This is a genomic window from Clostridium sp. CTA-6 (assembly GCF_054768115.1).
On record NZ_BAAAAU010000004.1, the window covers coordinates 334,739 to 348,263 of the forward strand.

Consider the following 13,525-nt stretch of genomic DNA (forward strand, 5'->3'; position numbering starts at 1 on the left):
ATGAAAGATTATAATAAAGTTATATTTGAGCTGTCATCAGAAGGTAGAAAAGGCTATAGACTTCCTAACCTAGATGTACCAGAAGTAGAACTTTCAGAATTACTACCTAAAAACTTATTAAGAGAAGATGAAATAAATCTTCCAGAGGTAAGTGAAGTTGATGTTGTAAGACACTATACAGCTCTTTCAAGTAAAAATTATACTGTTGATAACGGATTTTATCCATTAGGATCATGCACTATGAAATATAATCCTAAAATAAATGAAGATATGGCTGCATTGAGCGGATTTTCAAAAATACATCCACTTCAAGATGAAAATATCTCACAGGGTGCATTAGAATTAATGTATGATTTAAAGACTAGATTATGTGAAATTACAGGATTAGATGATTTTACTCTTCAACCAGCAGCAGGTGCACATGGTGAATATACTGGCCTTTTAGTTATAAAAGCTTACCATAAAAAAAGAGGAGATACAAAAAGAACAAAAATTATAGTTCCTGATTCAGCACATGGTACAAATCCTGCCAGTGCATCAGTAGCTGGATTTGATATTGTAGAAATAAAATCTGGTAAGGATGGCAGAGTTTCTATTGAAGAACTTAAAAAAGTATTAAACGATGAAATAGCAGGGTTAATGCTTACAAATCCAAGTACTTTAGGATTATTTGAAAAAGATATAAAACTTATAAGTGAGTTAGTTCATGAAGCTGGTGGATTATTATATTATGATGGAGCTAATCTAAATGCAATAATGGGAATTGCAAGACCAGGGGATATGGGATTCGATGTATGTCACTTAAATATGCATAAAACATTCTCAACTCCACATGGTGGTGGCGGACCAGGATCAGGGCCTGTAGGAGTTAAAAAGCATTTAGCTAAATTCCTTCCAGTACCAACAGTTGAAAAAGAAAATGATAAATTTATATTAGATTATAATAGACCAGATTCCCTTGGAAAAATTAGAAGTTTATATGGAAACTTTGGTGTTATGGTTAAAGCATACACTTATATCTTAACAATGGGTAAGGAAGGATTAAAAGCAGCTTCTGAAAATGCTGTTTTAAATGCAAATTATATAAAAGAATCTTTAAGAGAGTATTATAATATTGGAAAAGATGATATTTGCAAACATGAGGTGATTTTAAGTACTCTTAAGGAAAATCCACATCATATAGCTACATTAGATATTGCAAAGAGATTAATAGATTATGGTATGCATCCACCTACAGTTTATTTTCCATTAATAATTGAAGAGGCACTTATGATAGAGCCTACTGAAAGTGAAAGTAAAGAGACCGTTGATGAATTTATAGATGCTATGAAAAAAATAGCTGTAGAAGCTAAAGAAAATCCAGAGCTTTTACATGAGGCACCAGTAAATGCACCAGTAAGAAGATTAGACCAAGTAAAAGCAGCTAGAAAACCTATATTAAGATGGAAAAAATAAGTAAGGATATGTCTATGCAATCCAATATCACATAGTTTAGTGTATAAAATATAGATATAAACAGAGTTCTTGGCTTCAGATGGAGTTTTTACTCCCACTAAAGCTTATTAACAGAATTCTTAGGAGTTTTACTCCTTAGAAGTCGTTATCCTTTAGGGGAAATCGTTATCCAGGGACATAGCCGCTCTTTACTCCCACTTTGAAGAAGATGGGAGTATTAGAGCGGGTAGTCATCGGATAAATCCTAAGAACTTTACAACTTTAGTGGTGCGAGATTCAGAAGAGTTAAGATTTAAGAAAAGTAAAAATACAATTCTTATTTCTTAGCTCTTAAATTTTAAAATTGATTAAATCATAGGGGGAATAATTTTGAAGGATATTATAGTTATAGGTGGAGGTCCTGGTGGATATGTAGCGGCTATAAGAGCTGCACATTTAGGTGCTGATGTATCAGTTGTTGAGATGGATAGCTTTGGTGGAACATGCCTTAATAGAGGTTGCATACCAACAAAGACTTTATATAGAACAGCAGAAATAATGAATATATTAAAACATATAGAAGACTTTGGAATAGATGCTGAAAACTATAATCTAAATATAGAGAAGGTTCAGGAAAGAAAAAATAATGTAATAAAAGAATTAGTAGGTGGAGTTGAGAAATTACTAAAAGGAAATAATGTTGAAATTATAAGAGGCAAGGCTTTCTTAGAAGATAAAAATACTGTTTTAGTAGAAACGAAAGATGGCCAAGTTACATTAGAGGGAAAAAACATAATTATAGCAACGGGCTCAAATGCTGAAATACCAGCTATAAAAGGTATAGAGAATAAAAACATAATAGTAAGTGATGATATTTTAGAATTTGATAGAATTCCAAAACATTTAGTAGTTTCAGGTGGCGGTGTTGTGGGAATGGAGTTTGCTAATATCTTTAAAGCTATGGGAAGTGAAGTAACAGTAATAGTTGCTAGGGATTCTATATTATATGATATTGATAGAGAAATAAGTAAAAGGTATAAAGTTATAGCGAAAAAATCAGGAATAAATATATTAACATCAACTAAGATATTGGAGTTTGCCGAGGCTGATAATAATGTAATTATTAAATGTGAAGGTAAAAAAGGTAAGCTTGAGTTAAATTGTGATATGGTTCTTATGGCTAAAGGTAGAAGAGGAAACTTTACAGGTATGAACTTAGAAGAACTAGGAATTGAACATGATAAAAAGAAAATAATTGTAGATGATAATTATAAAACTAATATAGATGGAATATATGCAATCGGAGATGTAAATGGAATTTGTCTTTTAGCTCATGCAGCATCACATCAAGGAATAGAGGTTGTAGAACATATAATGGAAAATAAAGAATGTCATAAATCTGTGATTCCAAATTGTATATTTACATTCCCTGAAATAGCTACTGTAGGTATGACAGAGGAAGAAATTAAAGCAAAGGGTATAGATTATATAAAAAATAAATTCCTATTTGGAGCTAATGGAAAAGCCTTGGCATTAGGTGAAGGTGAAGGGGTTGTAAAAGTTATATGTGAAAAGGAAAGTAAAAAGATTTTAGGTATTCATATAATGGGACCGCATGCTTCAGATTTAATACATGAAGGTGTGGTAGCAGTTGAAAAGGGTATGACAGTAAATGATTTTAAAGAAGTAGTACATGCTCACCCAACATTAGGTGAAGCATTCTATGAAGCAATAATGGGATTAAATAAGGAAGCTATTCATAGCATAAACAAAAAATAAAATATTTTTAGTTGTTAATTTTAAAGTAGATATACGGCGGAAAAAGAGGATATAATAAGAGCATTAAAATTAGCTAAATGTTTATAAAGTAGATAGATGGGGGAAAAAATTATGAAATATATTGATAACTCAAATACTGATCCATATTTTAATTTAGCAGCTGAAGAGTATTTTTTAAGATATAAAAATGATGAATACTTTATTTTATGGAGAGATGAGCCTTGTGTTGTAGTTGGAAAAAATCAAAATACATTATCAGAAATAGATATGGATTATATAGAAACTAATAAGGTTAAAGTAGTAAGAAGACAGACAGGCGGTGGCGCTGTATTTCATGATTTAGGAAACTTAAATTATACTTTTATAGTTAAAGATGATGGGAAGAGTTTTAATGATTTTGAAAGATTTTGTAAACCTATAATAGGAGTTTTGAAGACATTAGGAGTTAAAGCAGAATTCTCAGGACGAAATGATTTATTAATAGATGGGAAAAAAATTTCTGGAACAGCTCAATGTAAGTATAAAAATAGAGTCATGCATCATGGAACACTTTTGTTTTCATCGGATATAGTAAACTTAAGTGGTGCCCTAAAACCTAAAAAGATAAAATTTCAAGATAAGGCGGTTAAGTCAGTTATAAGCAGGATAACTAATATTTCCCAACATTTAAATTCAGAAATTGATGTTTTAACCTTTAAAAATAAGATATTTGATTATATTCTAAAAAGTGAAAAAGATGCAAAGGTTATGCCATTAACTCAGGATGAAATTGATGAAATTGAAAAAATTAAAAAAGATAAATATGAAACTTGGGCTTGGAACTTTGGAAGCTCTCCTAAATATGATTTTTACAATGAAGGAAAGTTTACAGGCGGAACTATAGAGTTAAATCTAAAAGTAGAAAAAGGGATAATTACAGATATAAAGATATTTGGAGATTTCTTTGGTGTTAAGGATATAAAAGAAATAGAAGATTTATTAAAGGGTACTGAACATAAAAAGGAAAAAATAAAGAATGCAATAAAGAATGCTAATATAGATGAATATTTTTCTAGAATAACTATGGAAGAATTTTTAAGTTTATTTTAATACAATAAAAAGGTATAAAAGAATATATTTTTGAAGTGGTTAGAGATGTTAAATACTTGAAAGTAGATTCTTTTTTATATTTAATAGTTAGAAAAGTTTAGAATATGATATGGAGAAGCGTATCTATGGAGAGCCAAAATTAGCAGGTAATTTAAAAGAGAGTAGGTTTATTATTTGATGAATTCGGTATATAATATTATATAAATAACTTTCTTTTAGGAGGTACTTTATATGGAAAATAAGGATATTAATTTATATGATATTTTTACAAGATATTCCTATAATGATATTATGAAATTACTTCAAAGCTCAAAAAGCAAAGAAGAACAAGATTTTTATGCGAATTTATCCAACATTATATTACAACGAGAACAAATGAAAGTTATAGGTAAGTAATATGAAAAATTACACTATATTTGCAGGAGTTAATGGAGCAGGAAAAACTTCTATATATAAATCTATTTATTATAATGAAAATATAGATGAGAAAAGAATAAACACTGATGAAATGGTTGCAAGAATAGGTTCTTGGCAAGATAATAATATTCAAATTAAATGTGCAAGAGAAGCTGTAAAATTAATAAAAAAATATATACTTGAAGGTATATCATTTAATCAAGAAACTACTTTATCAGGGAAGAGTATAATTAGTAATATAAAGCTGGCAAAGGAAAAAGGATTTTATGTTACTATGAATTATATAGGGGTTGAAAGTGTTGATATTGCTAAAGAAAGAGTTGCAATACGAGTGAGCAAAGGTGGTCATGGAATACCAGATGAGGCTATAGAAAGAAGATATGGTGATTCATTAGCAAATTTGAATAAAGTAATCAGTATGTGTGATAAAATTAATATATATGATAATACGGAAATGTTCAAATTAGTAATGGTTGTTAACAATGGAGAAATAATTTGGAAAGATAGGAATAGGCCTAATTGGTTAGATATGGATTCGAAGAATAAGTAGTAGAAGTTGAGTAAATTTTACTACTTATTTTTTGCTGAAAATTAATTAGGACTTGAAATTGAAATATTATTAATTATATTGTATATGGATCTAACCTTTTTTACTTACGATTCGGTGAACCATACCACAAGTAAATGAGGTTTTTAAGCAGTATAGTATCAATACCATATTAAGGTTTAAAGCGAGAACTAAATATTAAAAAGACAGTTGACTTTAAGTTACATATAATAGTAAACTGTCTATATTTTTTTTATAAGTAACTTTGGCAGAAAATCAATTTTGGTTTCAGCCAATATTTTTAGTTAGTTGATTAACTTTGATAAAGCAATTATAATTAACATACTGATATAAGTAAAATTAATATCTAATATAGGAGGCATACTATTATTTATTTGAACTGTATTTTTAAGAGGCGATAAGTATGGACAAAAATATTGCATGTTATATTGAAAAGCAAGTTGAGAGAACTATAAAAAATGCCTCTGTAGATTAGTGCAGTGGCATTTTTGAGTCTAAATTTATTAGTTAAATTAGTTGGCTATCTAATCTAGAATTTACTATAGAATATTGCTAATCTTCTTTTTTTGAGCATATATTTCATTGAAAAAGGTTGCCCCAAGTATCAGAATACCACCAATTATCTGTACAATCGTCATTTTTTCATGCAGAAATATGGATGCTAAAAGGATAGCGACTACCGGATCAATATAACTTAAAGCTGCTACGCTCTGAGCAGAAAGTTCTCGCATAGATGAAAAATATAATAGATAAACAACTCCAGTATGTATGACACCTACAATCAAAAGCAATACAATCGGTGTTACTGTCATTTCGTCAAGCTTAAATCCTTCGCTCATAAGTACGTAGGCAAGCAGTGAAATAGCTGAAACCCCTAATTGTACAATAGAGCTTTCAATTCCTTTAATATCCTTCAAGCACTTATTTAAGAATATTACAGTTGCATAAAGAACCGCTGATCCAAGACCGTATAGAATACCTACAAAATCATTGGCACCGGCTTTTTTGCTTACCCCTGCAATACAAGCCAGTCCCACTAAGGCAGCAACGATACACAGTACCTTTAATACACTTAATGGCTCCTTCAAAATGAGTGGAGATAGAATCATTACAAGTACAGGAGCGAAGTAGTAACATATGGTCGCATTGGATATGGTTGTGTACTTATAAGCTTGAAAAAGAAGAATCCAGTTTACACTGAGTGCAATACCTGAAGCAATCAAAATCCATAGGTTTGCCTTTATATTCTTTCCACTTATCTTCTGACCTGACATTAAACTAAAAACAAAGACAAACGCACAGCCCAATATGCCTCTTACCAGTGCAATCTGCGCAGATGAGAACGGAATACTCCTAACGAACAAACCAATGCTTCCTACAATCAACATTGACAAAAGAAATTGAATCCTTGCTATCTTCATTATTATCCTCCTTTAAACTGCCTTTTGCCTGCAATCGCAATGGCAATTCGATAAAATATATTTTACAACTATTCGTTTTATTGAACGTTAGTTATATTTTACGATTGTACTATATATTTGTCAATAGGAGGATTACTATGAACTTGAATGATATAATTTCAGCAAATTTAAAGAAGTTAAGAACAGATCGTAATCTTAGCCTAGGTCAGTTATCCGAGTTATCCGGTGTTAGTAAGGTAATGCTCTCTCAGATAGAGAAAGGAGAATCCAACCCAACCATCAACACAATTTGGAAGATTGCCAACGGACTACAGGTCACATATACTAGTTACATTCATTGTATAAATGAATCCAGTTGGTATTTTATCTTGTAAAAGACTTGAGCGATGTGTATCATAAGCTAAATATTCCTTAACGTAAGAAGGAATGACATTAGTACCAATTCTTGAACTTATGAGCAAATGGGGAAACGAACATATTAAAAGATAGGATTTTTTGTTAACTAAGTATTATCACTTGCCACTGATACGGTGGACCCTACCACAAGTAAAGGAGGTTTTTACTAAAATTGTAAGTCCAGTATCACTATGAAATCTACAAGAATCATAATATTATGATTTTCGTAGGTTAATTTTATATTTATATATAACTAGAATAAAGGGCTAAATTACTTTTACATTTAGTCTAATAGTAATTGTAAATGAATCATCTGTTTTTTTAGTATATAAATTACCATTATGCATTTCTATGATTTTAGTGCATGTTTTTAATCCTATTCCTGATCATAAGTAATGCTACATTTACAAAATATGCTATAATTAAGTGGAAAAAATAATTTTTTAGTGTAAGATAAATAGTAATTTGAAAGAAAAGTGGAGGTGTACAATGGAACTAAAAGTAATTAAGTTATCAGAAGAATATTTGGAAGAATGTGTAGATTTATTTATAGATACATTTTCAAGAGCCCCCTGGAATGACGAGTATGATTCCAGACAACAGGTAAAGAATTTTTTCATAAATCATATGAAAAATAATTATTTTTTAGGATATATAGGATTAATAGATAAAAAAGTTGTAGCATTAAGTGTAGGAATGAAAAAGCCTTGGATTTGTGGTATGGAGTATTACATAGATGAATTTTGCATAGGGGATGGTTTTCAAGGAAAAGGTATTGGTAGCCTATTTTTGAAAGATATAGAAAAGTTATTATATGATGAAAAAGTAGAAGGAATGATACTAAATACAGAAAGAGATTATCCGTCTTGTAAGTTCTATGAAAAAAATGGCTTTCAAGTCTTAGGAAATCTGATTGTTTTGGGCAAATAAAAAATTGTGAGAACAGACAAATTCCAATTTGTGGTAATTTATATAGGAGTTGAGTAGTTATGTTTGATGATAATATATTGAAAAATCTTTGGGATGATTGTGATTATTCATATAAAGAATATATATCTGACTATCCTACAGATGAAATAATAAAACAGGTAGAGAAGGAAATATTGTACAAATTGCCTGAATCATATATAGAGTTAATGCGTATTCATAATGGAGGACTTCTCAAGAAAGATGCTATTCGTACAGAAACTCCTACAAGCTGGGCAGAAGATCACATAGGCATAACAGGATTATTTAGTATTGCTTTAGAGAAATCATGTTCATTGTGTGGAGAATTTGGAAGTAGATTTTGGATTGAAGAGTGGAAATATCCTGACATTGGGGTTGCAATAGCTGATTGTCCATCAGCTGGACATGATATGATATTTTTAGATTATAGGGAATGCGGACCTAAAGGGGAACCAAGTGTTGTACATATTGATCAGGAATATGATTATGCAATAACTAAATTAGCAGATAATTTTAAAAAGTTTATTTGTAATTTAATTAGTGAAGAGGAATTTGATTTAGAGGATGAGTCATTAGGAAATGGCTCTTAAATATCATAGCATGGAGAATGGCAACGGTGCAGACAAAAATTTCTTTGATAGAGGTATTAAAAACCTCATATTGCAGGCCAGACGTAAAGATGCAGAACTTAAAAGAGAAAAATGAAATAACAGCAAGTAAAATCAAGCAGTAATCTCTTTATTTCTTTATAATAAATGTAGAACGGTTGAAACGAGGTGAACAGACGAATGTACGAGTGGCAGAAGCAAATTCAAATAATCGTTGATGAAATTGACAAATGTATTAAAACTTATAATGATGAAGCCTTGACACTACGCTTTCTTTCTCGCAGGCTGGGTTATTCCAAATTTTATACAACGAGAAAATTCAAAGAAATATCGGGTATGCAATTTAGGGATTATCTGCGGTATAGAAAATTAGCCTTTGCACTAAAAGAGGTTCGGGATAGTGAAAAAAGCATTTTGGATATTGCCTTTGATTATGGTTTTTCATCACATGAAGCTTTTACCAGAGCTTTCAAGGGAACATATGGTGTAACTCCAAGTGAATACCGAAAAAAGCCTAATCCTGTCGTTCTTCGTACAAAAATAAACCCTTTCGACCGCTACTTTTTAGGATTGGGAGAGATTGGTATGATGAAATCTACAGATGATGTTAAAATTTATTTTGTAACCATTCCCGCACACAAATTTTTGCACATTAAAAACTATGAGAGTAATGGGTATTGGGATTTTTGGCAAAAGCAAAGTCTTATTCCGGGACAGGACTGCGAAACAATTTGCGGTTTACTCGATAGTATCAAGGGCAAATTGGATGATGATGGTGGGAGCGAATCTAACAGCGGCAGCGGTCAGATTATGGCGTACATTAATGACCCGGACGGCAGACTCTGCGATTGGGGTATTCCACGTACAGAGTGTTATGGTGTACGTCTTCCTTTTGATTATAAAGGCGAAGTACCACCACAAATGCTTATGGTTGATGTTCCCGAAGCCGAGTATATTGTTTTTGAACATGGGCCATTCGATTATGAGCAGGAAAATCGTAGTGTGGAGGAAAAGATTGAAAAGGCAATGGCAACTTTTGATTTTGCAGGCACTGGTTACTGCTTTGATACTTCCCCCGGTAGAATAATTTACTTTTATTTTAATCCGGAACGGTTTTTTAAGTATATCAGACCAGTGCGGAAGTAAATAAAATCAACTGCCTATCCACTATTGTTTCTAACGAGAAAACCAAACAGGAAATAACAAATTCCAATTTGAAAGGAAGTTTTTTATGGGAGAATTATCAAAATTACCTAATATAGGAAAAGAAGTTGAAAGGCAGTTGAATAAAATAGGTATACTTACTTATGATGAATTAAAGGATATTGGCACAGAACAAGCATGGCTGAAAATACAAGAAATTGATTCTTCTGCGTGTATTCATAGATTGTTAGCACTGGAAGGTGCAATTCAAGGTGTTAAGAAAACAGCCTTACCACAGGAACGGAAAGCAGAGCTAAAAGATTTTTATAATTGGCATAAATGTAAGTAGTAATTTGAAATATAGGTTATTTATATAACCTATACTAGGGAGTATGTAGGTAAATTTGTTTTTACACAAATATACCTATATACTCATTTTAGAACAAAAAAGTTTATATCTTACTTTGTGTTTTAATATTAATATCTAAGTAGTATACATGAAGCAACCACACCAGCTCCAACCGTCCATAAAATAACATAATCTCCAGACTTAAGGTTACCATTTGAAACAGAATCGGCTAAGGCAATAAATGGGCTCGTAACACCTGTATATCCAAATCTGTCACCTACGAATGGAAATTTATGCTCTGGTTCTTCTAAGGTCTCTCTTATCATATCAATATTTTTCTTTGCAAACTGAGATAAGCAATATAATTTAACATCATCTTTACTTAGATTATTTCGATCTAGTATTTCATTTATTGAATCAACAGAACTTGCAAATGCCTCATCTGTATTAAAATCTGTCCATTCTATTATTCTATTATCCTTTGGAGTATCTTCATCTATTGGTAATACTTTAGAAAATCCATCAGGAGGAAATTTTATATAGCTGCTTAATGAGCTATCTACATAAGATGAACTATCTATGAAATCTGATATGTTATCTTCAGTGTTTTCTAATAAAACAGCACATGCAGATTCTCCAAAATTAGAATAAGTAATAGGCTCTGATCTTCTTGAATATCTAACTACTAAATCTGAGCCTACAAGTAAGCTATATTTAATTCTGTTATTACTTTTCATTGTTCTACAGATTTGATCCATTGCAATGATCATTCCCGCACAATTGCCATTCATATCATATGCATTTGTATTCTTAGATAAACCTAAAGCATCATGAATTTTAACAGCATTTGTAGGAGATAGATATTCTGGGGTAGAAGATACAAATACAACTAAATCTATATCTTGTACATCTATATTTGCAGTCCTTATTACTTTTTTACAAGCTTCTATAGCCATAGTTAAAGAATTTTCATGAAAATCTTCAGAAACATATCTCTGATTTCTTCCAGTAACATTTAATAATCCGGAAATATCTACGTCTTGCTTTGAAAAATGTTTTAAAAAATATTCATTAGAATAGCTTGTTTTAGGATGGTAATATTCGATGTTTTTAATTTTTATATTCATTTTATCTCCGCCTTATCTTTATTGTTAAATATATTCATTTACAATTATCGAAGAATATTTCAGCAAATTAAGAAAATTATGCAGAAAAATGTTGAATGTGGTAAAGTTGTGTAGTGATATTACGAATAATAATAATGGTATATTGACCAAGGGGGTGTAGTAATGGATTACAAAAAAAACGTGGAATTGAAGAATAAAATTATGTTGGCAGGATTTATAGCATCCGTAGTATTAAGGGCAATTTTTGATATAATTTTAAAGGTAGATAGGAATGCCATACTAATATTAGTTGGACTTTCCATACCTTTAGCTGTAATAGATTTTATATTAATAAAAAAGAAATGCATTATTCAAACAATGTATTATACGGTAATGATGTACACTGCTGTTATATGTATAATGTTTATATCAGATCCAAATTGGGCTAATTTTATTTTGATATATTATGGTGTTATATTAATGAGTGTATATCAAGATTTAAGGATATTAATTATTGAAGCAATTTTGGCTATAATACTTGTAGTGTATTTCTTCTTAGGACATAAAACGACCCTCTTTGCTTCCGTAGAATACTATGAATTAGTATTTTATATAGCATACATAGTAGCAGGAACGGCTATATTATCGATTAATGCCATTACTACCAAAAGTATTTATAAAGATTTAGAGGAAACTCATAAAGCTACTGAAGAAGCTAAATCTAGAGCAGAGTTGTTGCTAGAAAAAATATATAGTACTATAAAAATTTTAACAGCAACCAATGAGAAAATAAAAAGTGGAATTTCTGTAGCAGGACAAATAGCAGAAGAAATAACTAGCTCTACAAGCGATGTTGCTAATAGTGCAACCAAAGAAGTTGATGTAATGATTGGAATGAAAGCCTCAATAGAGGGTGGAGTAGAAAAAGTAGAAGAAGTTACGAATGCTATTAAAACTATGGAGGAATTATCTAAATCAACTGAAAATGTTGTATTAGAAGGTAATAATAAAGTAGATATATTATCTTCGGAAATGAATAAGGTAAATACAAATATTTTAAGCGTGGTATCCATGATAAATGAATTAAGTGATGAAAATACAAAAATAGTTAATATTATTAACAGTATTACAAAAATATCAGAGCAAACGAATCTATTAGCCCTTAATGCATCAATAGAAGCAGCTAGAGCTGGAGAGTATGGAAAAAGTTTTGCTGTAGTTGCAGAAGAAGTAAGAAAACTTGCTGAGGATTCGAAAGTATCTACAGATGAAATAGAATTAATATTGAATAATATATCTAATAAAACAAAGGTAGTTGCAGAAGAAATATTAAAAGAAGAAAAGTCAATCGAATTATGTAATGAGCATACAGATGATGTTAAAGAGTTATTTAAAGATGTTAATAAGAATACTTCTAATGTATTAAGTTATTCAAGAAGTGTTGGATCACAATCTATATTGCTTGAAAGTACGATGGAAAGTACATTAAGTTTAGTAAATGATATTAGCCAAACTGTAGAATCCACTACAGCTGCTATGGAAGAAATTTTTACGTCAATTGATGAGCTTAATAATAGTATAATAGATATAACAAGTAGTTATGACGAAATAGATGATATATGTAATGAATTAAATTCTATAAGTGGATAAAGTAGATAATATAAACAGAGTTCTTGGCTTCAGGGGGAGTTTTTACTGCCACTGAAGCTTAGAAATCGTTATCCAGGGACGTAACCACTCTTTACTCCCACTTTGAAGAAGATGGGAGTATTAGAGCGGTTAGTCATCGGATAAAAAGATGGTTATTGCAAATTAGCAGTGACCATCTTTTTTGTATAGCATAGTTATAAAAGATAATGTTAAAAGATAAGACTAATGGATAACTATCCTTATTTGCTTATCTATTAAGTTTTTTAGGTGGGATTAATTTGAAGCTTATAAATAAACATTAATAGTTTAAACAGTCTTATAATAGTGTTTTCAATACAAGAAATTAAGTGAATAAATGTAAAAACCTCATTTAGATAAGATACGGTAAACCGTATCATAAGTAATACTATATTTACAAAATATGCTATAATTAAATGGGAAAAATAATTTTTAAATGTAAGATAAATAATAATTTGGAGGTAAATTCTATGGATAACTTGCTTTTTATTGGATATGAATTTTTGACAGCGTTTGTTCCTTTTATTGTGACTTTCTTGATATTCAATAATATGAATAAACGTAAGGGTATATTAACATCAAGAATTCATTGTGGAATT

The 13,525-nt window shown here is 30.5% G+C and carries 13 protein-coding genes and 1 pseudogene; 12 read left to right on the forward strand and 2 right to left on the reverse strand.

Going from position 1 to position 13,525, the window contains the following annotated elements:
* The 5 genes from gcvPB (at position 1) to ACYUDJ_RS08710 (ending at position 5,269) form a co-directional block, all read left to right on the forward strand.
* Positions 1-1,455 (forward strand): aminomethyl-transferring glycine dehydrogenase subunit GcvPB, encoded by a 1,455-nt coding sequence (gcvPB, locus tag ACYUDJ_RS08690; RefSeq protein WP_043031501.1) that lies wholly within the window; start codon positions 1-3, stop codon positions 1,453-1,455.
* A 369-nt stretch (positions 1,456-1,824) separates the two neighbouring features.
* The gene (gene lpdA, locus ACYUDJ_RS08695; protein WP_043031503.1) at positions 1,825-3,213 is read left to right on the forward strand and encodes a dihydrolipoyl dehydrogenase; all 1,389 of its coding nucleotides are present in this window, start codon (positions 1,825-1,827) and stop codon (positions 3,211-3,213) included.
* Between the two features lie 111 nt (positions 3,214-3,324).
* Positions 3,325-4,302 (forward strand): lipoate--protein ligase, encoded by a 978-nt coding sequence (locus ACYUDJ_RS08700; protein WP_042386233.1) that lies wholly within the window; start codon positions 3,325-3,327, stop codon positions 4,300-4,302.
* A 231-nt stretch (positions 4,303-4,533) separates the two neighbouring features.
* On the forward strand, positions 4,534-4,698 hold the full coding sequence (locus ACYUDJ_RS08705; RefSeq protein WP_003361493.1) for a hypothetical protein: 165 nt from the start codon (positions 4,534-4,536) through the stop codon (positions 4,696-4,698).
* Between the two features lies 1 nt (position 4,699).
* Positions 4,700-5,269 (forward strand): zeta toxin family protein, encoded by a 570-nt coding sequence (locus ACYUDJ_RS08710; RefSeq protein WP_043031507.1) that lies wholly within the window; start codon positions 4,700-4,702, stop codon positions 5,267-5,269.
* Positions 5,270-5,826: 557 nt separating this feature from the next.
* On the opposite strand, the gene ACYUDJ_RS08715 is transcribed toward ACYUDJ_RS08710, so the two are convergent.
* The gene (locus ACYUDJ_RS08715; protein WP_003357143.1) at positions 5,827-6,708 is read right to left on the reverse strand and encodes a DMT family transporter; all 882 of its coding nucleotides are present in this window, start codon (positions 6,706-6,708) and stop codon (positions 5,827-5,829) included.
* A gap of 137 nt (positions 6,709-6,845) precedes the next feature.
* On the opposite strand from ACYUDJ_RS08715, the pseudogene ACYUDJ_RS08720 reads away from it, so the two are divergent.
* The 6 genes and pseudogenes from ACYUDJ_RS08720 to ACYUDJ_RS08745 form a co-directional block, all read left to right on the forward strand.
* Positions 6,846-7,043, forward strand: a pseudogene (locus tag ACYUDJ_RS08720) (helix-turn-helix domain-containing protein); the annotation flags it as partial.
* Between the two features lie 550 nt (positions 7,044-7,593).
* Positions 7,594-8,034: a GNAT family N-acetyltransferase gene (locus tag ACYUDJ_RS08725; RefSeq protein ID WP_003488804.1), complete on the forward strand. Its 441-nt coding sequence runs from the start codon at positions 7,594-7,596 to the stop codon at positions 8,032-8,034.
* Positions 8,035-8,093: 59 nt separating this feature from the next.
* Positions 8,094-8,642, forward strand: a complete 549-nt coding sequence (locus ACYUDJ_RS08730) for an SMI1/KNR4 family protein (RefSeq protein ID WP_043031510.1) — start codon at positions 8,094-8,096, stop codon at positions 8,640-8,642.
* Complete coding sequence (locus tag ACYUDJ_RS08735) at positions 8,632-8,757, forward strand: hypothetical protein (protein WP_257791563.1); 126 nt, start codon at positions 8,632-8,634, stop codon at positions 8,755-8,757. Before ACYUDJ_RS08730 ends, ACYUDJ_RS08735 begins: the two co-directional genes overlap by 11 nt.
* An 83-nt stretch (positions 8,758-8,840) precedes the next feature.
* Positions 8,841-9,806 carry a helix-turn-helix transcriptional regulator gene (locus ACYUDJ_RS08740; protein ID WP_003488808.1) on the forward strand — a complete coding sequence of 322 codons (966 nt, stop codon included), beginning with the start codon at positions 8,841-8,843 and terminating at the stop codon, positions 9,804-9,806.
* A gap of 85 nt (positions 9,807-9,891) precedes the next feature.
* Positions 9,892-10,152: a TfoX/Sxy family protein gene (locus tag ACYUDJ_RS08745; RefSeq protein ID WP_003488810.1), complete on the forward strand. Its 261-nt coding sequence runs from the start codon at positions 9,892-9,894 to the stop codon at positions 10,150-10,152.
* 128 nt (positions 10,153-10,280) lie between these two features.
* Here ACYUDJ_RS08745 and ACYUDJ_RS08750 read toward each other — a convergent pair whose 3' ends face one another.
* Positions 10,281-11,279: a ketoacyl-ACP synthase III gene (locus ACYUDJ_RS08750; RefSeq protein WP_043031513.1), complete on the reverse strand. Its 999-nt coding sequence runs from the start codon at positions 11,277-11,279 to the stop codon at positions 10,281-10,283.
* Positions 11,280-11,441: 162 nt separating this feature from the next.
* Here ACYUDJ_RS08750 and ACYUDJ_RS08755 point away from each other — a divergent pair, with 162 nt between their 5' ends.
* The gene (locus ACYUDJ_RS08755; protein WP_003488814.1) at positions 11,442-12,908 is read left to right on the forward strand and encodes a methyl-accepting chemotaxis protein; all 1,467 of its coding nucleotides are present in this window, start codon (positions 11,442-11,444) and stop codon (positions 12,906-12,908) included.
* The last annotated feature ends 617 nt before the right edge of the window (positions 12,909-13,525 follow it).

Excerpts from the sequence above, each read along its gene's own strand:
- gcvPB (WP_043031501.1), top strand. The coding sequence starts at position 1 with ATGAAAGATTATAATAAAGTTATATTTGAGCTGTCATCAGAAGGTAGA.
- ACYUDJ_RS08700 (WP_042386233.1), top strand. The coding sequence starts at position 3,325 with ATGAAATATATTGATAACTCAAATACTGATCCATATTTTAATTTAGCA.
- ACYUDJ_RS08705 (WP_003361493.1), top strand. The coding sequence starts at position 4,534 with ATGGAAAATAAGGATATTAATTTATATGATATTTTTACAAGATATTCC.
- ACYUDJ_RS08710 (WP_043031507.1), top strand. The coding sequence starts at position 4,700 with ATGAAAAATTACACTATATTTGCAGGAGTTAATGGAGCAGGAAAAACT.
- ACYUDJ_RS08715 (WP_003357143.1), bottom strand. The coding sequence starts at position 6,708 with ATGAAGATAGCAAGGATTCAATTTCTTTTGTCAATGTTGATTGTAGGA.
- ACYUDJ_RS08725 (WP_003488804.1), top strand. The coding sequence starts at position 7,594 with ATGGAACTAAAAGTAATTAAGTTATCAGAAGAATATTTGGAAGAATGT.
- ACYUDJ_RS08730 (WP_043031510.1), top strand. The coding sequence starts at position 8,094 with ATGTTTGATGATAATATATTGAAAAATCTTTGGGATGATTGTGATTAT.
- ACYUDJ_RS08735 (WP_257791563.1), top strand. The coding sequence starts at position 8,632 with ATGGCTCTTAAATATCATAGCATGGAGAATGGCAACGGTGCAGACAAA.
- ACYUDJ_RS08740 (WP_003488808.1), top strand. The coding sequence starts at position 8,841 with ATGTACGAGTGGCAGAAGCAAATTCAAATAATCGTTGATGAAATTGAC.
- ACYUDJ_RS08745 (WP_003488810.1), top strand. The coding sequence starts at position 9,892 with ATGGGAGAATTATCAAAATTACCTAATATAGGAAAAGAAGTTGAAAGG.
- ACYUDJ_RS08750 (WP_043031513.1), bottom strand. The coding sequence starts at position 11,279 with ATGAATATAAAAATTAAAAACATCGAATATTACCATCCTAAAACAAGC.
- ACYUDJ_RS08755 (WP_003488814.1), top strand. The coding sequence starts at position 11,442 with ATGGATTACAAAAAAAACGTGGAATTGAAGAATAAAATTATGTTGGCA.